Below are 22719 nucleotides of genomic sequence, written 5' to 3' on the forward strand. Positions count from 1 at the left end.
GTAAATCGACATGCCGAGTCCGGCGTTGTTTGCTAGCGTCGTGGCTGTGGATGATCAAGCTGGCGGCGAGTTCGACGAAAGCCTCGCATATTTCGTCGAGCGGGCCAGCAGGGATTGGATCCCCATCTCCGTGCTTTACCACGACGTGGCGAGCATCCAGCGCGAACGGGGGCTGGCGCGAGGGCTGCGGGAGAGCATGGCATTGGGCGAGTGCCTGCTCGAGCAGCTTTTCGAGCGGGGCGTGGTCGTCGGCGACCTTGTCGAGGACGAGGGCGGGTGGCGGTTCGAGGTCTGGCGGCGGGGCCGTTCGGCCTGGCTGAAAAAGATCCGGGCGTGGCTCGTCACGAGCGGCGGGACTCCGCTGCTCGGCGAGCTCGGGTGGCTGACCTCCAGGGATATGGCGGCTTCGGGCGCGGTCCCGGACGGCGGCTTCTGCAAACTCGACGAGCAGGAGAAAGCGGAGGTCGAACGCCGGGAGCGGGCCGAGGGGGAGCTTTTCGTCCGAAGGCTCGGCGAATTCGAACCGGCGGTGCAGGCGCTGATCGACGAGGAAGCCGAGCAGGGCGACGGGTACCCCATGGGCACGTATTTGATTCTGGCCGACGTGGCGAGGTGGGTCATGGCGGAAATCGGGACCGAGCCGGCGCGCCGGCTCCTTGAGCGGATCGAGCAGGACTTCCGAGACGGGACGGACGCGGTGCGCGGCCTGATCGCCCTCGGGTTCGTCGAGTCGTCCGCGTTCGCGGGCGAAGCGGCGGAAGCAGCGCTCGCGCCGCAGATGGGCCCGATCTTGCTGGAGCTTGTGCGGGTCACCAACGAGCGCGGCATGATCTTCGGGCCGCAGATCGACCGGGTCATCGACAAGTTCGGCCTCGGCTGAGCGGGGCTCAGCGCACGTGGCGCACGGCGAGCGCGGGGTCGCCGGGGGAGAGGGAGAGTCCTTCCCACGGCAGCCGCGCGAGCCCGTCTGCCACGCGGGCGCGGGCTTCGTCGAGCCGCTCGTCCGAGACGAGCCCGCCCTCGCGCACGAGCGGGACGAGCAGCGGCTCGACGGTCAGGCCGGGCTCCTCGGCCCGAGGAGCCTCGCCGCCGAAGGGGCAGGTGAGCTCTTCGACGTAGACTCCGGAAGGACGGCTGACCCGCCACGCGGCTTTCGCCCCGCCGATGGTCTGCTTGCTGGCCGAACGTTTCGCCACCGGCACGCCTTCCACTTCGACGAGCTTGTACACCATCCCCGCGGTCGGAGCCCCCGACCCGGAGACGAGCGAGGTGCCCACGCCGAAGACGTCGATCGGCTCGGCGCGCAGCGCCGCGATGGCGTACTCGTCCAGATCCCCGGAGACGACGATCTTCGCGTTCGGCGCGCCGAGCGAGTCCAGCTGCGCGCGGACCTTGCGGGCCATGACCCCGAGGTCGCCGGAGTCGATCCGCACCGCGCCGAGTTCGGGCCCCGCCGCCGCGACGGCGTTGCGCACCCCTGCCGCGATGTCGTAGGTGTCCACGAGGAGCGTCGTGCCCTTGCCGAGGGCCGCCACCTGCGCTTGGAAGGCTCCCAGCTCGTCCGGCCCGTCGGCGGTGGTGTGCACGAGGGTGAAGGCGTGCGCGGAGGTGCCGGTGGTGGGGATGCCGTAACGGCGGGCGGCGGAGAGGTTCGAGGTGGCCGCGAAGCCCGCGATCCATGCGGCCCTCGCGCTGGCGACGGCGGCCTGCTCGTGCGTGCGGCGGGTGCCCATCTCCACGAGCGGCCGCCCGCCGCTCGCCCCCGCCATGCGCGCGGCGGCCGCAGCGATGGCGCTGTCGTGGTTGAACACGGAGAGGATCAAGGTCTCAAGGACGACGCATTCGGCGAAGCCGCCCCGGACCGACAGGATCGGCGAATTCGGGAAATACAGCTCGCCTTCGGGGTACCCGTCGACGTCGCCGCCGAACCGGAAGCCTCGCAGCCAGTCCAGCGTCTGCGCGTTCAAGAAGGGTTCCACCACCGCCAGCTCCGCCTCGCCGAACCGGAACTCGGCCAGCGCTTCGAGGAACCTGCCGGTCCCTGCCACCACGCCGTAGCGCCTGCCCTCTGGGAGGCGGCGGGAGAAGACCTCGAACACGCAGGCTCGTTCCGCCGAGCCGTCGGCCAAGGCGGCCTGGAGCATGGTCAGCTCGTAGTGGTCGGTGAGCAAGGCCGTGCTCGGGGCGCCTCCGAGGAACGGGGCATCGGCGGGGATCGTCATAGTCGATTACCCTAGAAGAGTGAGAAACGCGGCGACAACGACCCTGGCGACGGAGGCCCCGCTGCGGGAGGCTCCGCTCCGGCTGCCAGGGGAAGAGCAGGCGGCGGACAGCTCGGCCGAACCGGATCTGCCCTGGATGACCATCGTTTGGGACGACCCTGTCAACCTCATGCGATACGTGACGTACGTCTTCCAGACCGTGTTCGGCTACAGCGAGGCGAAAGCGACCGAGCTTATGCTGCGAGTGCACAATGACGGCAAGGCGGTGGTCTCCTCCGGCTCTCGGGAGAAGGTGGAGACCGACGTCGTGAAGCTGCAGCAAGCCGGATTGTGGGCCACGATGCAACAAGGCAAATAGGACGGGAAGCACGACCACTGTGGAAAGAAGTCATGGCCAGAGGTGAGATCCGGGTCGGGCCGTGGCGGCGGACCGACTCCGGCGACGGGCAACAGATCAGGATCCAGTTCGCCGAGCACGAGCTGCAGGTGCTGCGCGCGTTGTCGCGCTCGGTCCTCGGCTGGTTCGCCGAGCGCCGGCAGAGCGAGCCCTCCGACGAGCTGTCCGAGCTCACCGGCATCAGAATCGGCCACGCCGAGCCGCCGACCGGGGTGGCGCTGCGCAGGCTCCTCCCGGACATGCACCGTCCGGACGACGGGGACGGACGCGAGGAGCGGGAGACGCGCGAGCTGAACTCGGCGATGCGCAGCTTGCACGAGCCGGAAGTGCTCGAAGCCAAGGAGGGCTTCGGCAGGGTCTTCGCGGCGAGCCTGCCCGAGCACGCCGGGGAAGCGGTCCTCTCTATGGACGAGGCGCGATCCTGGGTCGCTGCTTTGAACGATCTGCGTCTGACGCTCGGCTCGATCCTCGACATTACCCCGGACACCCCCGAACAGCTCCCGCCCGGACATCCCCACGCGGCGCAGCTCGGGGTGTACCACTGGCTGACGGTCCTGCAGGAGTCGCTCCTGATCGCCCTGACGCGGTAGCCTCGGTCTGCGGTGTTCCATCGCGCCTCGCGCACCCCTGCCGCCTCCGTGCTCATGGCGGCGATAGGCTCGGGGGATGGCAGAGAGTGTCGCGGGCGACCGGATCACCGATGTCGCGGGCGTGCTGGTCGGGCACCATCACCGCGTGGATTTGGACTCGGGCTGGGCCACGGGCACAACGGCGGTGCTCGTCCCAGAGGGCGCTGTCGCCGCTGTGGACGTGCGGGGCGGGGCTCCGGGGACGCGCGAGACCGACGCGCTCTCGCCGGGCAAATCCGTGACGCAGGCCCACGCAGTGGTCCTCTCCGGCGGCAGCGCGTACGGGTTGGCCTCGGCGGACGGGACGATGCGGTGGCTTGAGGAGCGCGGCCACGGCGTCACGGCCCCGGATTGGGGCGGGGTCGTGCCGATCGTGCCGGCCGCAGTGCTCTTCGACTTGCCGCTCGGGGCGTGGTCGGCGCGCCCGGACGCGGACTTCGGCTACCGCGCGGCCAAGGCGGCTGGCGAGGCGTTCGCCACCGGGACGGTCGGCGCGGGGACGGGGGCGACCGCGGGACAGCTCAAAGGAGGGATCGGCACCGCGAGCGCGGTCGTGCGCGCGGGGGCCGCGCAGGGGGCTCGGGTCGGCGCGATTGTGGCGGCGAACTCGGCGGGATCGGTCTACGATCCGCTGACCGGCAGGCTGTGGGGCGAGGCGGCGTTCCCGGTGGCGAGGCGGACGTTCCCTGCTTTGACGGAGGAGACGTTGGCGGTGCTCGCCGAGCGGGAGCGCGCCAAAGCCGAGCAGCAGCGCATCGGGTTCAACACGACCATCGGCGTGGTGGCCGTGGACGTGGCGCTCTCCAGAGAGGCGTGCCTGCGCCTCGCGGGCGCGGCGCAGGACGGGCTGGCGCGCGCGGTGCGCCCGGCGCACGGGCCGTTCGACGGCGACGCGATCTTCGCCTTGTCGACGGGGAAAGGGCCCCGCGCCTTCGACCCGCTCCTGGAGCTGGCCGTGCTCAGCGAGCTGTGCGAAGCGGCGGCGGAGTGCGTGGAGCGGGCGATCGTGGACGCGGTCGTCTCGGCGACCTCGCTCGGCGGGTACCCTTCCCACAGCAGCCTGACCGACCCGAGAAATCCGCTGTGAACAGCGAGTTCCCCTCTTTCTCCTTGGCGTTCTGCTAAGGTTGGCACCTATGCGCCGCGCGAAGTCCGAAGCTCCGATCGGAGTTTTCGACTCCGGAGTCGGCGGCCTCACCGTCGCGCGGGCCATCGCGGAGCTGTTGCCGAACGAGGAGATGCGCTACGTCGCGGACTCGGCGCACCAGCCCTACGGCCCCCAGTCCGTCGCGCAAGTGCGCAAGCACGCCTTGGCGGTGTTGGACTCCTTGGTCGAGGAGGGCGTCAAGATGCTCGTCATCGCGTGCAACTCGGCCTCGGTGGCCTGCCTCGCCGACGCGCGCGAGCGGTACCCGGTCCCGGTGGTGGAGGTGGTGCTGCCCGCTGTGCGCAGCGCGCTGGCCGCGACCCGGACCGGTCGGATCGGCGTGATCGGCACGCGGATCACCATCGCGTCCCGCGCGTACGAGGACTCGTTCGCCGCCGTCGCGCCGCACACGCGCATCGTCTCCGCCCCGTGCCCGCAGTTCGTCGACTTCATCGAGCGGGGCGTCGTCTCCGGGCCGCGCTTGGAGGCGCTGGCGCGCGAGTACCTCGCGCCGCTCGAAGCCGCCGACGTCGACGTGCTCGTGCTCGGCTGCACGCACTACCCGTTGCTCGCCGAGTTGATCGGGGAGGTCATGGGTCCGGGCGTGCGGCTGGTGTCCCCCTCGGAGGAGACGGCGAAAGACGTGGCGCGGATTCTCGCGGCGGAGGGGGTCTCCCGGCCCGGCGCGGGGGCTCCGGCCCCAGTGCTGGTGACGCAGACCGGACAGTCGGACCGGCTGTTCCAATGGGCGGGCGACCTCCTCGGGGGCCGTCTCCTCGCGGCGGGCCCGACGGGGGCCGAGGACGCGGACGGCGCGGAGCAGGATTGGACCCGGCGCGCAGCGGTTGGATGACCATGGGAAGATAGTCAGGTGCGTCTCACCGTTCTCGGCTGCACCGGCAGCGTCACGGGTCCGGACTCGCCAGCCTCTGGCTACTTGGTGACAGCTCCGGACGCTCCGCCGCTCGTCGTGGACTTCGGCGGCGGCGTGTTGGGGGCTTTGCAGCGGCATGCCAATCCGAACGATGTGACAGTGCTCCTGTCGCATCTGCACGCCGACCACTGCCTGGACATTCCGGGCCTGCTGGTGTGGCGGCGCTACGGCCCCGACGCGGTCGGGGAGCGGGCGCTGCTCTACGGCCCCGCCGACGCCGCGCTGCGGCTCGGCGTCGCCTCGGCGGAAGTCGGCGGGCAGTGCGACGACATCTCCGACACGTTGGAGGCCCATGCCTGGGCCGAGCGCGAGCCGGTGAAGTTCGGGGAGCTTTCCGTGACCCCGTTCCGGGTCTTCCACCCGCCGACTTCCTACGGCCTCCGGATCGTCGACTCCTCGGGGGCGGTGCTGGCCTACAGCGGCGACACCGGGGTGTGCCAGGCGGTCGAGGAGCTGGCGCAGGGGGCCGACGTCTTCCTCTGCGAGGCCTCGTGGACCCACGACCCGGACAACCGCCCGGTCGGCGTGCACCTCTCCGGCACTGAGGCGGGGGAGATCGCCCGCCGCGCCGGGGTGGGCGAGCTGCTGCTCACCCACATTCCGCCGTGGACCTCGCGCGAGGACGTGCTGGCCGAAGCCCGCGCGGCGTTCAACGGCCCGGTGCGGGCGGTGCGCGCGGACGAGAGCTTCGACGTGGCCAAAAGCGGCAGCGCCGTGCGCCGTCAGACCCGCTGAGCGCGACCGATAGGGTGGTAGGCATGACCACACGCCTCGACGGCCGCCACGACGACGAAATGCGCCCGGTGAAGATCACCAGGGGATTCACCGGAAACCCGCCGGGCTCTGTGCTCGTGGAGTTCGGGCAGACCAGAGTGTTCTGCGCGGCGAGCGTCACCGAGGGCGTGCCCAGATGGCGCAAGGGCACCGGCGAGGGCTGGCTGACGGCGGAATACGCGATGCTGCCCGCCGCGACGGCCACGCGCAACGACCGCGAGTCCGTGCGCGGCAAGCTGGGCGGGCGAACCCAGGAGATCAGCAGGCTGATCGGCAGGTCGCTGCGGGCCTGCATCGACCTGGCGGCGCTGGGCGAGAACACCATCTCGGTGGACTGCGACGTGCTGCAGGCGGACGGCGGCACTCGGACCGCCGCGATCACGGGCGCGTTCGTCGCGCTCTCCGACGCGGTGACCTGGCTCGCCGCGAGCGGCAGGCTCGCCGACCCGCAGCCGATCTCCTGCGCCATCGCCGCGGTGTCGGTGGGCCTGGTGGACGGACGGGTGCGCCTCGACCTGCCCTACGAGGAGGACTCCCGCGCCGAGGTGGACATGAACGTCGTCGCGACGGACACCGGCACCTTGGTGGAGGTGCAGGGCACCGCCGAGGGCGCGACCTTCCACCGCAAGACGCTCGACAAGCTGCTCGACCTCGCTTTCGCGGGGATCGAACAGCTTGTGGTGGCGCAGCGCGAGGCGCTTGCGCTGCCGTATCCGGGAACGTTGCCCGAGCCGCCCTCTGGGGGCAAGAAGAAAGCCTTCGGTGGCTGAGGTACTGGTCGCGTCGGGCAACGCGAAGAAGCTCGCCGAGTTGCGCCGGATCCTGGAGAGGGCTGGGGTCGGCGGGCTCGCGGTGCTCGGGCTCGGCGATGTCGCCGCGTACGAGCTGCCCGCGGAGACGGGGACCAGCTTCGAGGAGAACGCGCTGATCAAGGCGAGGGCGGGCGCGTTCGCGACCGGGCTGGCGACGCTGGCAGACGACTCCGGTTTCGCGGTCGACTCGCTGTGCGGCATGCCGGGGGTCCTTTCGGCGCGGTGGGCGGGCGCACGGGCCGGCGACGAGGCGAACCGGGAGCTTCTGCTGGAGCAGATGCAGGACTTTGCGCCGGACAAGCGAAGGGCCCGGTTCGTCTCGGTCTGCGCCCTTGTGGTTCCCGACGGCCCGGAAATCCTCACGAGAGGGGAATGGGCTGGCGCGGTGGCCGAGGCGGCTTCCGGCTCAGGCGGCTTCGGCTACGACCCGGTCTTTCTGCCGGACGACGCGCGAGGGCGCACGGCGGCGCAGCTGGAGCCCTTGGAGAAAGACGCGCTCAGCCATCGGGGCAGAGCGCTCGCCGAGATGCTCCCGCACCTCGCGGCTCTGCGCTGACCGGAGACGGTCAGTTGTCGAAGCTCATGCTGCTGTCGAGGCGCAGCAGGTCGTTGCGCATCGATTCCCAGTTGTTGGTGCCGCACACGATCACGCTTTCCACGAGGTAGGTCGTGGACGGGGACGCGTCCTGGACGAAGGTGTAGCGGATGACCTCGACGACGCGGCTGCCTTTTTTCGTCGTGACTGTCACGATGCCCGCGGTCGACGGGTTCCCCTGGTAAGGGGTGTCGTTCGGCGTCTGGAGGTTGCCCGCGGCGTTGATGGAGTTCTTCGCGGCGGCGATCAGCTCTGCCGTCGGCGGGGTCTGCGACAGCCGGTACACGTCGACCGTCATGAGCGCGTACACGCCGTCGTCCGAGGGGAGCACGATCGACACCTGCTGCGAGGCTCCGTTGGTCTGCGACGGTTTCCAGCCGCTCGGGGTCCGGACGGAGACGGTCAGCCCTTGCCCCGCAGAGACGGGGGCGACGGCGACCCTTTTCTCGCTCAAATAATCGCTGAGGTCGCTCCCCGTCGCGTCCGAGCCGCCAGCGCTGCTCGATGACCCCTCTTTGCGCGTGGAGACCGGGGTGTCCACGCCGATGTTCGTGATTTGCGGATCATGCGCCAGATCGGTGTTGTTCTGCGGCAGAGACGCCTTCCCGTGGACGGTTTTCGTGCAGGCCGCACTGACTGACATCCCGAGGACGAGCATGACGATTGCGAACCCAAGCCGGAGCCTGCCACCCGGAAAAGAAGAACGCGGTGTTCCCATGGATGCCATGATCGCACACTGCTTCAGCTCTGGGCTTCGGAGAGTTCCGCATGGACTTCGCGGGTGCGTTTGCGCTCGATGAAGAAGGAGAGGAACGGCACTGTGCCCGCGATGAGGGTGACGAGCAGGCGCTTTGGCTCGAACCTGGCTTTGAGCGAGAGGTCCAGCGCGGTGATGAGGTAGACGAAGTAGAACCAGCCGTGGGCGGTGCCGATGTACTTCGCCCAGTCGGGCCGCTCCCCGCCGAAGTTGGGGATCACCAGGTAGTGGTAGACGACCTCGGCGGTGAGCACGAGCAGCCACAGGCCGGTCGCCCATGCCATCACTCGGAATCGGCGCAAGGCGGCCAGAATCTGTGCCGGGGTGTACCGGCGCGCGGTCTTCGGCTCGGTCATCGGCTGCTCCTTTCGGCAGGCGGTTGCTGCTCGGCGAGGTCGGCGAGCATGGCGTTGTAGGCGGCGAGCCCGCGATGCCTGGGTCCGGCGAGCTCGTCGGAGCCCTCGCGCTCGGGGAGCGGCGGCATCGCGGAGGACTCGCGGGACGCGGCGGTGACATCCCTGCCTTCGCGGCTCTGTTTGAGCAAGCCGAAGAAGCGGACGTAGCCGTAGACTGTGAAGACCGCGAAAAGCGGCCATTGCAGCGCGTAGCCGAGGTTCTGGAACGTGCCGCCCGCCTGGTGGAACCGGTTCCATTGCCACCACCCGAGCAGCAGGCAGGCGCAGGCCGCGGCGAACGTGAGCACGAGCATCGCCGGATGGTGGGCCAGGCGCTTGGGGCCCGGGTTCTCCTCGGCGGACATACGACCACTGTACTGGGTGCGGAACACGGGGGACCGCGCCGAGGGACCAGGCGCGGGGAGCCCGATGCGACGCAGCCGCTCTTGGCGCTTCGGATGTTAACCTGGACCGGCGAGCGTGAGTGGCGAAATTGGTATACGCGCCAGATTTAGGTTCTGGTGTCCTCGACGTGCGGGTTCGAGTCCCGCCTCACGCACATAGACTGTCGCTATGCGCATCGTCGTGATGAACTGCAACACCTCTGCGGCGATGACCGAGGCCATCGGCGCGCAGGCGCGCGCGGCGGCGCGCCCCGAGACGCAGATCAGCGCGCTCCAGCCGCTGTGGGGGCCGGAGTCGGCGGAGGGCTACTACGACAGCTTCGTGACCGCCGCCGCCGTGCTCGACCGGTTGCACACGGTGGGATTCCCCTTCGACGCCCTGGTCATGGCTGGCTTCGGCGAGCACGGCAGGGAGGGGGCGCGCGAGCTGCTCGAGGTGCCCGTTGTGGACATCACCGAAGCCGCGGCGCAGGTCGCGATGCTCCTCGGGCGCTCCTACGGCGTGGTGACCACGTTGGCCCGCGCGGTGGGCCAGATCGAGGACAGCCTGCGCGTCGCGGGCCTCTTGGACCGGTGCGCCGGGATCGTCGCGGCGGATCTGGGCGTGCTGGAGCTGGAGGGCGGAGCCGCCGTGGACGCGGTCCTCGCCGCTGCGGTGCGCGTGCTCGAGCGGGGCGCGGAAGTGCTCGTGCTGGGTTGTGCGGGCATGGCCGCGTTGGCCGAAGCGGTGGCCGAGCGGGTGGACGTGCCGGTGGTGGACGGGGTCGCCGCCGCGGTGAAGCTGGCCGAATCCCTAGTCGATCTCGGGCTCGCGACGAGCAAACGGGGCAGCTACGCCCCGCCGCGCGAGAAACGCAGGCCGGGCTGGCCGATCAGCGGGGCGTAGCCGTCAGCCGGGCGGGCAGCGCGAGCCGGCCGCGCAGGAAGCTGGGGCGCCAGCGGGGCTCCTGCTCGGCGAGGACGAGGCCGGGGAAGGCTCGAAAGAGTTCGCGGACGGCGACTTCCCCCTCGATGCGGGCCAGCGCAGCCCCGAGGCAGAAATGGACGCCGTGCCCGAAGCCGAGATGGCCCGAGGTGGACCGGTCGGGGTCGAAGCGGCCGGGTTCGGGGTATTTCGCCGGGTCGCGGTTCGCCGCGCCGAGGCCGACGATGACCAGCTCGCCCGCCTGGATCTCGACATCGCCGAGCAGGACCGGGGCGACGGTGTGCCGCATCGTGGCGACGGTAGCCGGGCCGTCGAAGCGCAAGGTCTCTTCGATCAGCGCGGGGACGCTCTCCGGGCGCGTGAGCACGCGCTCGCGCAGCCCGTCGTCGTTCGCGACGAGGGCGGTCGCTGTGGAGATGAGGTTGACGGTGGTCTCGTGCCCGGCGATGAGGAGGATGATGATCATGGAGAACAGCTCCTCGTCGGTGAGCCGGTCGCTGGGGGCGCCTCCCGCGAGCTCTGCGAGCGGGGGATCTTCGGTCGCGGCGATCAGGTCGTCCAGCAGGTCGCCCGGACCGGGCTGCGCGCGTTTGGCGGCCACGAGCTGTCGGACGAATGCTCGGAACTCCTTGTTGGCCACTTCCGCCGCGCCTTCTCTGCCCGGGGTTTGGAAGTCCATGATCTCCCTGCTCCACGCGCCGAATTTGCCCCGGTCCGCCTCTGGGACCCCGAGGAGCTCGGAGATCACGGCGACCGGGAGGGGGTAGGCGTACTGCGCGACGAGGTCCACCGGCCCCGGCGCGTCGCGCAGCGTTTGGACCAGGCCCGCGACGATCTCCTCCACCCTCGGCCGCCACGTCGCGCTCGCGTGGGCGGTGAAAGCCTTCGCGGCGAGTTTGCGCAGCCGGGTGTGTTCGGGCGGGTCGAGCCCCAAGAGCGCGGGGCGGACCGGCTCGTCGGACGGCTGGTGGCCGAGCAGGCGGTCGATGATTTTCAGGCGCGCGGCGAGGTCTTTGCTGAAGGCGGGGTCGGTGAGCGCGCGTTTGGCGAGGTCGTAGTCGATGACCAGCCACGCGGTGATCCCTCCTGGAGTCGCGATCTTGTGCACCGGCCCCTTGCCGCGCAGCCGCTCGTAGGTCGGCCACGGGTCTGCGATGAAGTCGGGGGTGACGGCGATCGTTTCGTAAGGCATGCGCCTTATTTTACTGCTTCGTCGCTGTGGGCTCGCTTATGCGTGTCTGAGAGCCCGCTGAGAAGCGCCCTGCCGTTGAAACCGCCGCAACAGGTCCGCGGCGACGCTCACCGCGATGGTCGCGGGCTCTTTTCCGGTGATCTCGGCCAGTCCGATCGGCGTGGTGATCCGCTGGAGGCTCGCCTCGTCGTGGCCGCCCTCGGATGTGAGGAGCTGGCGGAATCGAGTCCATTTCGCGGCGGAGCCGATCAAGCCGATGGAGGAGAAACGGTCCCGGCGCAGCGCCGCGTCGCAGAGCGCGGCGTCTTCGGCGTGGTCGTGCGTCATGATGAGGACGTGGCAGCCTGCGGGGAGCTGGTCGAGCACGGATTCCGGCAGGACCGGCGCGTGGTGCGCGGTCACGCGGGCGACCGCGTCGGCGAGCGCGCCCAGCCGCTCTGCGGCGAGCTGCTCGGCCCTGCTGTCGATCAGGTGCAGATCGAGGTCGTGGCGCGCGAGGATCCGGGCGAGCTCCAACCCGACATGGCCGAATCCGAAGATCGCGACGGCGGGGGGCACGGGCAGCGGCTCGACCAGGAGGGTCGCGGTCCCGCCGCAGCACTGCACGCCGTGCTCGTGGACGGCTCGGTCGCTCAACGCGAATTCGACGAGCTCCGGCTCGCCGCCGCCCGCCTCGATCAGCGCCCTGGCCCGTTCGACCATGGCCGCCTCCATGCTGCCGCCGCCGATGGACCCCCATGTCTGGCCGGCCGCGACCACCATTTTCGCCCCCGCGCCGCGCGGGGCGTGGCCGCGCACCTGCGCCAGGGTGACGAGCGCCCCAGGCTCGCGGCGCTCACGCAGCCGCGCCGCCGCGCCGATCCACACGCTGTCAGACATGGCTGAACGCGGCGCTTCGAGCGGCTTGCAGCGCCCAGAACACCGCCTCCGGCGTGGCGGGGGAGGGCAGGTCCACCGAGACCGGCCCGGCGGCGAACGCCCCCGCGGCCTGGCGCAGCGCCTCGCGGACCGAGAAGGCCAGCATGAGCGGCGGCTCGCCGACGGCCTTCGACCCATAGACGACGCCGTCCTCCGCCGCGTTCTCCAGCAGGGACACGTGGAACTCCTCCGGCATCTCGGAGAAGCTGGGCAGCTTGTAGGTGCTCGCCGCCTGGGTCAAGAGCCTGCCCCGCGTCGGCCCGTCCCCGCAGTCCCAGCGCAAGTCCTCCAGCGTCAGCCACCCGGCCCCTTGGACGAACCCGCCTTCGATCTGCCCGAGGTCGATGAGCGGCGAGAGGCTTTCGCCCACGTCGTGCGCGATGTCCACCCGGAGCAGTCGGTACGCCCCGGTGAACCCGTCCACTTCGACTTCGGCCGCCGCGGCCCCGTAGGCGAAGTACTTGAACGGCGAGCCCTGCATCGTCGCCGCGTCCCAATGCAGCCCCTCGGTGCGGTAGAACCCGGAGGCGGAGAGCTGGACCCGCTGGAGGTACGCGGCCCTGGCGAGGTCGGGCCAGGCGATCCCCTCCTCGGCGGAGCCGAGCACGCGGGCGCGGCCCTCGACGATCCGCACGTCGGACGCGTTCGCGCCGAGCAGGGTCGCGGCCACTTGCAGCAGCCGCTCGCGCAGCTGCTCGCAGGCGTTCTTGACCGCCGCTCCGTTCAGGTCCGCCCCGGAGCTCGCCGCCGTCGCCGAGGTGTTGGGCACCTTGTCGGTACGGGTCGGGGCGAGCCGCACCCAGCCGGGCGGCACCCCCAAAGTGGTGGCCGCGACTTGCAGCATCTTCGTGTGCAGGCCCTGGCCCATCTCGGTGCCGCCGTGGTTGATCAGGACCGAGCCGTCCTTGTAGACGAGCACGAGCGCGCCCGCCTGGTTGAACGCGGTCAGGTTGAACGAGATCCCGAATTTCACCGGAGTCGCCGCGATGGCCCGTTTGACGTGCTCGTTGGCCGCGTTGAAGACGGCGATCTCGCGCAGCCGCTCGGCAACCCCGCCGCGTTCGAGGACCTGGTTCCAAGCGCGCTCGATGCGCTCCGGGTGGCGCACCGGCTGCCCGTAGGGAGTGCTCTGGCCCTCGGCGTAGAAATTGCGCCTGCGCAGCTCCATCGGGTCCACCCCCAACAGCGGCGCGCACCGGCCGAGGATGTCTTCGATCACCAACATCCCCTGGGGCCCGCCGAAGCCTCGGAAGGCGGTGCTTGAGGTCTTGTTGGTTTTCGCGATCCGCCCGCGCACGTGCACGTTCGGGATCCAGTAGGCGTTGTCGATGTGGCAGAGCGCGCGGGCCTGCACCGGTTCGGAGAGGTCGAGGCTCCAGCCGCCGTCCGAGGTGAGGGTCGCCTCGAGGGCGAGCAAACGCCCGTCCCCGTCGAACCCGACCCGCCAGGCCGCGTGGAAGCCGTGGCGCTTGCCGGTCATCGTGATGTCCTGGGTCCGGGTGAGCCGGACCCGCACCGGCCGTCCGGTGAGCGTCGCGCCGAGCGCGGCGACGGCGGCGTAGCCGTGCGGCTGCATCTCTTTGCCGCCGAAGCCGCCGCCCATCCGCAGGCATTGGACGGTGACCTCGTGGTTCTTCAGGCCAAGCACGTGGGCGACGATCTCTTGGGTCTCAGAAGGGTGCTGCGTGGAGGATTGGACGAAGATCTGGCCGTTCTCGTCGACATGGGCGAGGGCGGCGTTCGTCTCCAGGTAGAAATGCTCCTGGCCCGCGAACTCGAACTCTCCCTCGAAGACGTGCGCGGCGGCGGCGAAGCCCGTTTCGACGTCGCCCCGGCGCAGCGTGGGCCGCGCGCCATGGAAGCTCTCGGCGGCGATGGCCTCGGCGACGGTGACCAGCGCGGGCAGCGGCTCCGCCTCTACCTCGACGGCGAGCGCGCCGAGCCGGGCCGCCTCCAACGTCTCGCCGAGCACCCAGCAGACCGCGTGCCCGTAGAAGGAGATCTCGTCCTGCGGGAAGAGCGGCTCGTCGTGCTTCACGCCCGCGTCGTTCACCCCTGGCACGTCATCGGCGGTGAGCACCCGGACCACGCCGGGGACAGCCAGCGCCGCGTCGGCGCGGACCGAGAGGATCCGCGCGTGCGCGTGCGCGGTCTGCACCGGGTAGGCGTGCAGCACGTCCTTGGCGCGGTGGACGAGGTCGTCTGTGTACAGGGCCGAGCCGGTGACGTGCAGGGCGGCGCTCTCGTGCGGCATCGCGACCCCGACGACGGGGTCCTCCGGGCGCTCGGACAGCGCGCTCATCGGGCCGCCGCCGCTGTGGTCGCCGCGTACTGCTTGAGCAGGCTCTGCTCCAGCATCGCCGCGCGGTAGCGGGCGCTGGCCCGATGGTCGTCCAGCGGGGTGCCCTCCTCGCGCAGGAGGCTCGCGGCCTCGCGCGCGGTCGCGAGCGACCAGGACTGGCCCTCAAGGGCGGCTTCGGCCCGGAGCGCCCGGATCGGGGTCGCGGCGACCCCGCCGAGCCCGATGCGCGCCGTGCGGACCACGCCGTCCGCGATGTCGAGGGCGAACGCGGCGGCGACCGAGGAGATGTCGTCGAAGCGTCGTTTGGCGATCTTGTGGAAGCCGGCGACGGGGGCGAGCGGCAGCGGGACGCGCACGGCGCGGATCAGCTCGTCCGGACGGCGCACGCTCTGGCGGTAGCCGGTGAAGTAGTCCGAGAGCGCCACCTCGCGTTCGCCGTCCGCGTCGACGAGGACGAGCGTCGCCTCCAGCGCGAGCAGGGCGGGCGCGCTGTCGCCGATGGGCGAGCCGGTGCCGAGGTTGCCGCCGAGGGTCGCGCTGTTGCGGATCAGCCGCGAGGCGAACTGCGGGAGCATCTGCGAGAGCAGCGGCACCGCGCCGTCCAGCGCGCGTTCGACTTCGGTGAGGGGGACCGCCGCGCCGATCTCAACGAAATCCGGCCCAACGACGAGCCGGCGCAGCTCGGGCAGCCGGTCCACGGCGATCACGAACTCGGGGCGCCTGCCCCGGATGTTGACCTCGACTCCCACGTCGGTTGAGCCCGCGACCACCGTCGCCGAGGGGCGCTCGCGCAGGAGGAGCAGCGCCTCGTCCAACGCGGCGGGCCGGAGGAAAACGTTGCCGCCGTGCTCGACGCTCGTCCGCCTCGCCCTCGGCGGCGGCGCGGAGCAGCGTTCGGCCAGCGGGTCGTCGGGGTCGGGGGAGCCGACCGCGAACGCGGCGTCGCGGATCGGGCGGTAGCCGGTGCAGCGGCAGAGGTTGCCGCTGAGCGCGTGCAGGTCGAAGCCGTTGGGGCCGACGGTCCCGTCGTCGGCTCCGCCCGCCGCGCCCCGGTCCGGGCGGTAGAACTCGGCCGCCATGCTGCAGATGAAGCCGGGGGTGCAGTACCCGCATTGCGAGCCGCCGCGCGTCGCCATCTCGCGCTGCACCGGGTGCAGCGCGGACGGCGTGCCCAAGCCTTCGGCGGTGACCACTTCCTGCCCGTCGAGCGCGGCGGCGGGGAGCAGGCAGGCGTTCACGGCGGTCCATTCGGTCTCGGCGGCGAGCCCAGGCCTCGCGACGAGGACGGCGCAGGCGCCGCATTCGCCCTCGGCGCAGCCCTCTTTCGCCCCGGTCCAGCCTCGGGAGCGGACGAAATCGAGGGCCGTGGTGTGGACGTCCTCGGCGGGGATCGGCACGCTCGCGCCGTTGATTGTGACGGTCCCGCTGACTGTGACCTGCGGATGCGTCATCCGCGCACCGCCTTTCTCGATTTGCTCCAGTCTAGTCCTCCATGGCGCCGGGGGGAGGGCCCGGGAGCGGGCGGGCCCACGGCTGTGATGATCACGCTACGCCGGGGCTGTTTCCTGCACGTTTCTTGCGACCGGGGCGTTTCAGGAGCCGAGCTGGTCGGCGAGGTCGAGGAAATCGCGGGCGAGGAGCGCGGACTCCGGCGCAGGCTCGGCCCCCGCGCCGGGCCCGAGCTCGTCGGGCCGGGGGACGAACGCGGTCTGGAAACCGAGCCGGTGCGCGGCGGCGACGTCGTAGGCGTGGCAGGCGACGAGCATGATGTCCGGGGGATCGAGGGAGAGCCAGCGGGCCGAGGTGAGGTACACCGCAGGGTCGGGCTTGAACGCCTGGAACATCTGCGCGGAGAAGAGCACGTCGAAGGGCAGGGCTCCGGCCTTCGCCGTGCGCGCGACGGCGGGCACGTCCGCGTTGGACAGCGCCCCGAGGGTGTGGCGGGCGCGCAGCCGCGCGAGGCCGGGGACGACGTCCGGCCATGGCTCCTGCTCCTCCCAGGCGAGGACGAGGCCGACGAGCTGGTCCTCGTCGAACCCGTCGAGGCCCCGTTCCGCGAGGAGGGCTTCCAGCGCCTGCCGGTACACCTCGCGGACGCTGCGCCACGCGGGAGCGGCTCCGGCTTTCGCCGTCGCGTCGTTGCCCAATGCCCGCATGTAGGCCTTGCGCCAGTCCGAGACGAAAGGCCCCCAGTCCAGGTCCGGGTGTTCGCCGCCGTCGATGGCGCGGGCTGCGGCGACGACCGAGGTGAAAAAATCGGTGCAGGTTCCCTGCAGGTCGAAGAGGATCGCTCGCGCGGTTGGGGCCATGGCCCGATCGTAGCCGCGTTCCGCCTGGTTGGTTTTTCATTAGCATCGAAGCATGAGCGAGAGCGCGAAGTCGTTGCTGCACGACGCGTACCACCGGATCCGCGAGCACGTGCAGAGCGTGGCCGACGGACTGAGCGAGGAGGCGTTGCTGTGGCGGCCCACGCCGACCTCCAACTCCATCGGCTGGCTCCTCTGGCACGCGGCCCGAGTGCAGGACGACCACGTCGCCCAGATCGCCGGCGTGGAGCAGGTGTGGACGAGGGAGGGCTTCTACGGACGCTTCCAGCTGCCGTACCCGCCGTCGGCGCACGGCTACGGGCACACCGCCGAGGACGTCGGCCAGTTCCGAGGCAGCGCGGCGCTGCTGGACGAGTACCAAAACCGGGTGCACGTCATGGTGCAGGGCTACCTCGACACGGTCACCGACGCGGAGCTCGCCCGGATCGTGGACCGCAGCTGGAACCCCCCGGTGACCGCGAGCGTGCGCCTGGTGAGCGTGGTCGACGACTGCGCCCAGCACCTCGGCCAGGCCGCGTACATCCGGGGGATGGCCGAGGACTGGTCCTCGCCCGAAGGGTGACGTTGGCTACTCCAGCCAGGAGCGCTCGGCGGAGCCGACCTCCACTTGCGGGTACGACCAGACGAGGCGGTCGACGTCCGCGATGATCTCCTCGGCCTGCTGCGCGCTGGAGGCCACGACCGCGAAGCCGAGCGCCGCGCGCTGCACGAGGTCTTGATGCCCGACCTCCGAAGCCGAGACGCTGTAGCGCTGGCGGGCTTTGTCGAGGATGGACCTGACCACCTGGCGGCGGTCTTTGAGGGTCTGCGCGTGGGGGAGGTGCAGCTCCATCCGCAAGGCGAGCACGAACATGCCGACGAGGATACGGCTGTCCGGGGCAAACCGAAAGCGAGCGTTCCTTCCGCCGATGGCTCGGGCGGGCCGCAGAAGCCGCTCTTGCGGATAAAGATCCTCGCGTCCAACAGAAAGACCTCCGCTCCGTCTGTCGCGCAGCTGTTCCGTGAACTGTTGTGGCTGGGCGTTTGCGTCGAGACTCGCCGGTCGATATGCGGACCGCGGAGAAGCGGCGGGGTTATCGTCGTCGCGTTGCCGTTCTTGCGAGCATGGATGCTCTTCTGACACACGCGATCTTCCGAGACGGAGGCCCGAGGTGGAAAAAGAACAGATGGAAAGCCTTCTGCGGTTCGCGAAGGCGTTCGACGACCGCTATATCACCGATGAAACGGTCGACGCGTGGCTTGAGATCGCGAGGGAAGAGAGATGGTCGTATCGCGATGTGCGCGAGGCGATCAAGAATCATTACAGAAGCACTCGCGACAGGATGTATCCGGTCGATGTGATTTCCGAGGTCAAAGAGATGCGTCGAGTGGTCTTCCCGCCCAGGTTTGTGGACGGCGATCCTTTGCACGAGCCCGCAAGCCCTGAATTCAGGAAGAAGATTATGGCGGAATTCCGCGCTCGCCACCGGCCGGCTCATCCGCAGCAAGAACAAGAAGCCGTGTAGTCGCTGGCGCTCTCCCGCCTCGCGGGCTTGAGCTGATGCGCCCTCGGCCGGGCGGGCCGGACTCCCCGTTGCGGGGTTGGCGGCTTTCTCCCAGTTTTGTTGCACAGTCTCGAGACGCCCTCGCGATGACGCGTATGCCATGGTCTTACAACCGATAGGCGCAGCTCGGTCAGGCGCGCACGAGTCCCGTTCAGTGGAGCGAATGATGCTTCTGCCCCTAGGGCGGTTCAGCGATCGGGTAGGAGCGCCGCTCGGCTCGTCGGAGAGCGGCTTCTCGCCCCGGCGGATTCTTCGTGTCGTCTGGCGTGATCCGGCGAGCCTGAGCCTATGGACAGCCTGGCGGGTTGGGCTGAGGGCGATCAAGCCGCAGAAGTGGTGAGATTTTACTCCGATCAAGGCCCTGGTTCAGAAGCGCGCCACGGACTTGGGATGACCCGGCTTGCCTGGGAGAGGGTCTGGATAAATATACTGTTACTGATAGTATCATATAAATTTAGTTCAAGAACTTCTCGCCAGCATCTTTGGAGGCCCCATCATGTTCGACATCATCGTCAAAAACGGGCTCTGGTTCGACGGCACCGGCTCCGACCCGGTGCGCGCGGACCTTGGCGTCCGGAACGGACGGGTGGCCGCGGTCTCCGTCTTGCCGCTGGACGAGGACGGCTGCCCGGAGGTCGTCGACGCAACGGGCAAATGGGTCATCCCCGGCTTCGTCGATATGCACACCCACTACGACGCGGAGGTGCTCCTCGACCCCGGCCTGCGGGAGTCCGTGCGACACGGGGTCACCACCGCGGTGCTCGGCTGCTGCTCGATGTCCACCGTGTTCTCTACGCCAGACGACGCGGCGGACCTGTTCAGCCGGGTGGAGGCGGTGCCCCGACAGTTCGTGGTCAAGGCGTTGCAGGACCAGAAGACCTGGGAGAACGCCGACGGCTATGTCAAGGCGCTGGACTCCTTGCCGCTTGGCCCCAACGTCAGCTCCTTCGTCGGCCACTCCGATCTGCGCGCGGCTGTGATGGGGCTTGGCCGCGCCACGAACAACTGGGTGTTGCCGACCCGCAAAGAGCTCGCCAAGATGGCGGAGCTTTTAAACGAGGCATTGGACGCGGGCATGCTGGGCCTTTCCGGAATGGACACGCCGCTCGACAAGATCGACGGGGGCGAGCACCGGTCGCGGGCCTTGCCGTCCACCTACGCCTGGTGGCATGAGCGTTTCAGGCTGATCTCGGTGTTGCGCAAACGCGGCCGCGTGCTGCAGAGCGCGCCCAACGCTATGAACCCGCCGTCGGCGCTGTTGTTTTTCGTCGCCTCCAGCGCTTGGCTCTGGCGCAAACCGGCTGTGCCGGTGAGCCTGTTGATGGCGGCGGACTCGGAGGGGGCTCCTCTGGCGCAGCTGGCCATTCGCGGCTTGGCGTGGCTGGGGAACCTCCTCTTCCGCGCGAAGGTCAAGTTCCAGCATCTCCCGGTGCCGTTCGAGCTGTACTCGGACGGGATCGACCTCCCTGTCTTCGAAGGGTTCAACGCTGGCGCCGCCGCGCTGCACGTCAAGGACCAGATTCAGCGCAATGAGCTCATGTCGGACGAGGAATACCGGAAGAAATTCCGCCGCGCGGGCAGCCTCATGGAACGGATCCCCGCCCTGAAGAAAATGCTCTATGACACCGAGATTGTCGAATGCCCCGACCAGAGCGTGATCGGCAAGAGTTTCGGCCAGCTCGCCGACGAGCGCGGCGTCAATCCCGCCGACGCGTTCCTCGACGTGCTCGTGGAGCACGGCGAGCGCAACGTCCGCTGGCGCATCACGGTTGCCAACGTGCGGTCCAAGCAGCTCGACGCCATGGCGAAAGACCGGAATTTGCAGTTGGGCTTCTCTGACGCGGGGGCGCATTTGCGCAACATGGCGTTCTACAACTTCCACCTGCGGTTCCTCAAGCGCATGCACGACCGGGTGCTCGAGGGCGCGCCGGTGCTCTCGCTCGGCGAGGCGGTGCACCGGCTCACCGGCGAGCTCGGCGAGTTCTTCGGTCTGGACGCCGGGTTTTTGCGGCTGGGGGACCGCGCGGACTTCGTGGTCGTCAACCCCGCAGGCCTCGATGACTCCCTCGCGGAGTACCACGAGGCAGAGGTGCCGTTCTTCGGCGGGCTCTCCCGGATGGTGCGGCGCAATGACAACGCCGTTTCCGTGACCGCCGTGGGCGGCAGCATCGTGTGGCGGGACGGCGAGTTCGTTCCGGGGTACGGCGCGGACAAGCAGACTGGGCGCTACCTGCGCGCTGGAGCGAAAGCATGAGCAGGCTCAGCTCCGTTCACCAATGACGGCCTGACGTTCGACGTGCTCGACGAGGGCCCGCTGGACGGGCCGGTGGTCGTGCTGCTGCACGGCTTCCCCGAACGCTCGGGGAGTTGGCGCGGTGTGATCCCGCCACTGGTCGCAGCCGGGCGCCGTGTGCTCGCTCCGGACCAGCGCGGCTACTCGCCAGGAGCTCGCCCGGAAGGCGCCAAGCATTACACGTTGGACCTGCTGGTCGGCGATGTCCTGGCGCTGGCCGACCAGCCCGGAGCCGAGGTTTTCGACCTGGTGGTCCACGACTGGGGCGCCGCCGTGGCCTGGGCGCTCGTCAGCGAGCACGCCGCCAAGGTCCGCACAGTGACCTGTTTGTCCGTGCCGCATCCGCGCACCATGGCTGCAGCCCTTTTGCGTGGCCAGCTCTTCAAGTCGTGGTACGCGGTTCTCTTCCAGCTGCCTCGTCTCCCGGAGCGGCTCGTGCGGGTTCGGGACGGGTGGGTGTTCCGCAGGGTGATGCCTCCCGTCTTCGGGATGTCCGACTCTTTGGTGCAGGAGGCTCTGACGCTGCTGCGCGAGCCGGGCGCGGCCACGGCCACGATCAACTGGTACCGAGCGGTGCGGCATTCGTCCCATCTGGAGATACCCGGACGGGTGTCGAGGCCGACCCTCTATGTGCGGAGCGACCGCGACGCCGCGCTCAGCCGTGCTGCCGCAGTGCGTACGGGCCAGTGGGTGGACTGCCCGTACCGGTTCGAGATCCTTGAGGGCGTCTCGCATTGGATCCCAGAGGAGCGGCCGAAGGAGACCGCCGCGCTGGTGCTGGAGCATCTGGCGAGCGTGCCGGTTTCGGCTCAGACGACTCCCTGATCGCCCTGAGAGAAGCGCGCGACGGCGCGATGAGACCAATTTCGTGGAGCGCAAACCCGCTGGCGGGTGAGGGGCGGCTCTGATTCGGCCAGGGCTGGTGTTGTCGCACTGGCCTTCTGCGGATATGCAGCAGACGGTGCCGTCGGGATCTCACTGGTCTCCGTCCGGTGTGGGTTTTGGCTCGGTGGCGGCGTTCGCAGCTTTCTCCCAGTTTGCCCGCGTTGACTTGGCGTATGGGAACAACGAGGCAGGACGTGGTCCGGGCGTGGGCGCGCGAGCGGCGCGAGGGACTGGAGGTCGCGGCGGCGCTGGCGGCGTTCGCGCTCGTCCAGCTGTGGCATATCACGGTCAACGGCATGTCCAACGATTTCTACGCCGCCTCGGTGCTCTCCGGGAGCCAGAGCTGGGAGGCGTGGTTCTTCGGCAGCTTCGACCCGCAGAACTTCATCACTGTGGACAAACCGGCGGGCGGCCTGTGGCTCATGGGCCTTTCGGCGCGGATCTTCGGGTTCTCCAGCGCGAGCATGCTCGTCCCGCAGGCGCTGTTGGGCGTGGCGAGCGCGTGGCTTCTCTACGCCTCGGTGCGCAGGCTCGCGAGCCACGCCTCGGGCCTGCTCGCGGTGGCGGTCTTCGCGTTGACCCCGATTGCGACGGTGATGTTCCGCGACAACAACCCGGACGCGGCGATGGTGTTCGGCATGATGGTCGGCGCGTACGGCGTGACCAGGGCGCTTGGCTCGTCGCGGCAACGGGCGGCGGTCGGCTGGCTGGCGCTCGCCGGGGCCGGGATCGGCTTCGCCTTCCTCACGAAGACCTTCCAGGGGCTGATGACCCTGCCTGCGCTGGGCCTGGCGTACCTGCTCAGCGAGAAGTTCGGCCTGGGGCGGCGGATCGCGCATCTGGCCGCCGCTGCGGCGGCGGTCCTGGTCAGCTCGGGCTGGTGGTTCCTCGCCGTGGCCCTCACGCCCTCAGACCGCAAGCCGTACGTCGGCGGTTCGCAGGGCAACAGCGAGTTGGAGCTCGCGCTCGGCGGCAACGGGTTCGACCGTTTGCTCGGCGGGGGCAAGTACGGCGCGGCACGAGGCCCGGGATTCGCGGGGCCGCCGAGCCTGTGGCGGGTGTTCGAGGACTCCCAAGGCCTGCACGTCGCATGGCTGATCCCCACGGCGCTGGTCGCGCTGGCGCTGGGCTTTTTCGCCGTCAGGGGCGAGGGGACCAGGTCCAACCCTGTCTGGCTGGCGCTGGTCCTGTGGGGCGGCTGGCTCGTCTCGGACTATTTGGTCCTCACCTATATGCAGGCCGCGTTCCACCCGTACTACGTCTTCGT

23 protein-coding genes, 1 tRNA gene and 1 pseudogene are annotated in these 22719 nt (G+C 69.8%); 15 read left to right on the forward strand and 10 right to left on the reverse strand.

The features are described 5' to 3' along the window. The first annotated feature begins 46 nt into the window (after positions 1-46). Complete coding sequence (locus tag HMPREF9336_RS09810; protein ID WP_156920332.1) at positions 47-880, forward strand: hypothetical protein; 834 nt, start codon at positions 47-49, stop codon at positions 878-880. Positions 881-887: 7 nt separating this feature from the next. On the opposite strand, the gene HMPREF9336_RS09815 is transcribed toward HMPREF9336_RS09810, so the two are convergent. After that, a complete protein-coding gene (locus tag HMPREF9336_RS09815; protein WP_021030445.1) occupies positions 888-2222 on the reverse strand; it encodes a nicotinate phosphoribosyltransferase in 1335 nt (444 codons plus the stop codon). 82 nt (positions 2223-2304) lie between these two features. On the opposite strand from HMPREF9336_RS09815, the gene clpS reads away from it, so the two are divergent. From clpS to HMPREF9336_RS09850, 7 genes are all read left to right on the forward strand, one after another. Then, entirely contained in the window at positions 2305-2580 is a 276-nt protein-coding gene (clpS, locus tag HMPREF9336_RS09820; RefSeq protein WP_244431650.1) for an ATP-dependent Clp protease adapter ClpS, read from the forward strand. Positions 2581-2612: 32 nt separating this feature from the next. Beyond that, on the forward strand, positions 2613-3209 hold the full coding sequence (locus HMPREF9336_RS09825; RefSeq protein WP_007471358.1) for a DUF2017 domain-containing protein: 597 nt from the start codon (positions 2613-2615) through the stop codon (positions 3207-3209). Positions 3210-3285: 76 nt separating this feature from the next. Further along, positions 3286-4335 (forward strand): P1 family peptidase, encoded by a 1050-nt coding sequence (locus tag HMPREF9336_RS09830; RefSeq protein WP_021030446.1) that lies wholly within the window; start codon positions 3286-3288, stop codon positions 4333-4335. A gap of 49 nt (positions 4336-4384) precedes the next feature. Then, a complete protein-coding gene (murI, locus tag HMPREF9336_RS09835; RefSeq protein ID WP_007471362.1) occupies positions 4385-5248 on the forward strand; it encodes a glutamate racemase in 864 nt (287 codons plus the stop codon). A gap of 18 nt (positions 5249-5266) precedes the next feature. Then, positions 5267-6064, forward strand: coding sequence for a cyclic nucleotide-degrading phosphodiesterase (locus HMPREF9336_RS09840; protein WP_007471364.1), 798 nt, complete (start codon positions 5267-5269; stop codon positions 6062-6064). Positions 6065-6087: 23 nt separating this feature from the next. Further along, a complete protein-coding gene (rph, locus tag HMPREF9336_RS09845; protein ID WP_007471366.1) occupies positions 6088-6873 on the forward strand; it encodes a ribonuclease PH in 786 nt (261 codons plus the stop codon). After that, on the forward strand, positions 6866-7471 hold the full coding sequence (locus tag HMPREF9336_RS09850) for a non-canonical purine NTP pyrophosphatase (RefSeq protein ID WP_007471368.1): 606 nt from the start codon (positions 6866-6868) through the stop codon (positions 7469-7471). Before rph ends, HMPREF9336_RS09850 begins: the two co-directional genes overlap by 8 nt. 10 nt (positions 7472-7481) lie before the next feature. Here HMPREF9336_RS09850 and HMPREF9336_RS09855 read toward each other — a convergent pair whose 3' ends face one another. The 3 genes from HMPREF9336_RS09855 to HMPREF9336_RS19250 form a co-directional block, all read right to left on the reverse strand. Continuing rightward, the gene (locus HMPREF9336_RS09855) at positions 7482-8153 is read right to left on the reverse strand and encodes an LpqN/LpqT family lipoprotein (RefSeq protein ID WP_244431622.1); all 672 of its coding nucleotides are present in this window, start codon (positions 8151-8153) and stop codon (positions 7482-7484) included. Between the two features lie 98 nt (positions 8154-8251). Then, complete coding sequence (locus HMPREF9336_RS09860; RefSeq protein WP_007471372.1) at positions 8252-8623, reverse strand: DUF3817 domain-containing protein; 372 nt, start codon at positions 8621-8623, stop codon at positions 8252-8254. Beyond that, entirely contained in the window at positions 8620-9027 is a 408-nt protein-coding gene (locus HMPREF9336_RS19250) for a hypothetical protein (protein ID WP_007471374.1), read from the reverse strand. The genes HMPREF9336_RS09860 and HMPREF9336_RS19250 overlap by 4 nt, the downstream gene beginning before the upstream one ends. 113 nt (positions 9028-9140) lie before the next feature. On the opposite strand from HMPREF9336_RS19250, the gene HMPREF9336_RS09870 reads away from it, so the two are divergent. Together HMPREF9336_RS09870 and HMPREF9336_RS09875 are read left to right on the forward strand one after the other, a co-directional pair. After that, positions 9141-9221: transfer RNA gene (locus tag HMPREF9336_RS09870), tRNA-Leu, on the forward strand. Positions 9222-9235: 14 nt separating this feature from the next. After that, positions 9236-9952 (forward strand): aspartate/glutamate racemase family protein, encoded by a 717-nt coding sequence (locus tag HMPREF9336_RS09875; protein ID WP_007471376.1) that lies wholly within the window; start codon positions 9236-9238, stop codon positions 9950-9952. Here the strand turns inward: HMPREF9336_RS09875 and HMPREF9336_RS09880 are convergent. From HMPREF9336_RS09880 to HMPREF9336_RS09900, 5 genes are all read right to left on the reverse strand, one after another. Then, complete coding sequence (locus HMPREF9336_RS09880; RefSeq protein WP_007471378.1) at positions 9939-11183, reverse strand: cytochrome P450 family protein; 1245 nt, start codon at positions 11181-11183, stop codon at positions 9939-9941. The genes HMPREF9336_RS09875 and HMPREF9336_RS09880 overlap by 14 nt on opposite strands. A 36-nt stretch (positions 11184-11219) precedes the next feature. Beyond that, positions 11220-12062 (reverse strand): xanthine dehydrogenase accessory protein XdhC, encoded by an 843-nt coding sequence (gene xdhC / locus HMPREF9336_RS09885; protein WP_021030448.1) that lies wholly within the window; start codon positions 12060-12062, stop codon positions 11220-11222. Next, the gene (xdhB, locus tag HMPREF9336_RS09890) at positions 12055-14403 is read right to left on the reverse strand and encodes a xanthine dehydrogenase molybdopterin binding subunit (protein ID WP_021030449.1); all 2349 of its coding nucleotides are present in this window, start codon (positions 14401-14403) and stop codon (positions 12055-12057) included. Before xdhB ends, xdhC begins: the two co-directional genes overlap by 8 nt. Then, a complete protein-coding gene (locus HMPREF9336_RS09895) occupies positions 14400-15854 on the reverse strand; it encodes a xanthine dehydrogenase small subunit (RefSeq protein ID WP_007471384.1) in 1455 nt (484 codons plus the stop codon). Before HMPREF9336_RS09895 ends, xdhB begins: the two co-directional genes overlap by 4 nt. 141 nt (positions 15855-15995) lie before the next feature. Continuing rightward, complete coding sequence (locus tag HMPREF9336_RS09900; protein ID WP_007471386.1) at positions 15996-16712, reverse strand: haloacid dehalogenase type II; 717 nt, start codon at positions 16710-16712, stop codon at positions 15996-15998. Positions 16713-16764: 52 nt separating this feature from the next. Here HMPREF9336_RS09900 and HMPREF9336_RS09905 point away from each other — a divergent pair, with 52 nt between their 5' ends. After that, positions 16765-17292, forward strand: coding sequence for a mycothiol transferase (locus tag HMPREF9336_RS09905; protein WP_007471388.1), 528 nt, complete (start codon positions 16765-16767; stop codon positions 17290-17292). A 6-nt stretch (positions 17293-17298) separates the two neighbouring features. Here HMPREF9336_RS09905 and HMPREF9336_RS09910 read toward each other — a convergent pair whose 3' ends face one another. Further along, positions 17299-17583 (reverse strand): DUF503 domain-containing protein, encoded by a 285-nt coding sequence (locus HMPREF9336_RS09910; protein ID WP_007471390.1) that lies wholly within the window; start codon positions 17581-17583, stop codon positions 17299-17301. A gap of 298 nt (positions 17584-17881) precedes the next feature. On the opposite strand from HMPREF9336_RS09910, the gene HMPREF9336_RS09915 reads away from it, so the two are divergent. The 4 genes and pseudogenes from HMPREF9336_RS09915 to HMPREF9336_RS09930 form a co-directional block, all read left to right on the forward strand. After that, the gene (locus HMPREF9336_RS09915; protein WP_007471392.1) at positions 17882-18235 is read left to right on the forward strand and encodes a hypothetical protein; all 354 of its coding nucleotides are present in this window, start codon (positions 17882-17884) and stop codon (positions 18233-18235) included. Between the two features lie 535 nt (positions 18236-18770). Further along, positions 18771-20528 carry an N-acyl-D-amino-acid deacylase family protein gene (locus HMPREF9336_RS09920; protein ID WP_007471394.1) on the forward strand — a complete coding sequence of 586 codons (1758 nt, stop codon included), beginning with the start codon at positions 18771-18773 and terminating at the stop codon, positions 20526-20528. Beyond that, positions 20525-21392, forward strand: a pseudogene (locus HMPREF9336_RS09925) (alpha/beta fold hydrolase). Before HMPREF9336_RS09920 ends, HMPREF9336_RS09925 begins: the two are co-directional and overlap by 4 nt. Before the next feature lie 233 nt (positions 21393-21625). Beyond that, positions 21626-22719, forward strand: a 1094-nt coding sequence (locus HMPREF9336_RS09930; RefSeq protein ID WP_156920333.1) for an ArnT family glycosyltransferase, incomplete at its 3' end; no start/stop codon positions are given.

Origin of the sequence: Segniliparus rugosus ATCC BAA-974 (assembly GCF_000185725.2) — a bacterium.
GTDB classification, from domain to species: Bacteria; Actinomycetota; Actinomycetes; order Mycobacteriales; family Mycobacteriaceae; genus Segniliparus; species Segniliparus rugosus.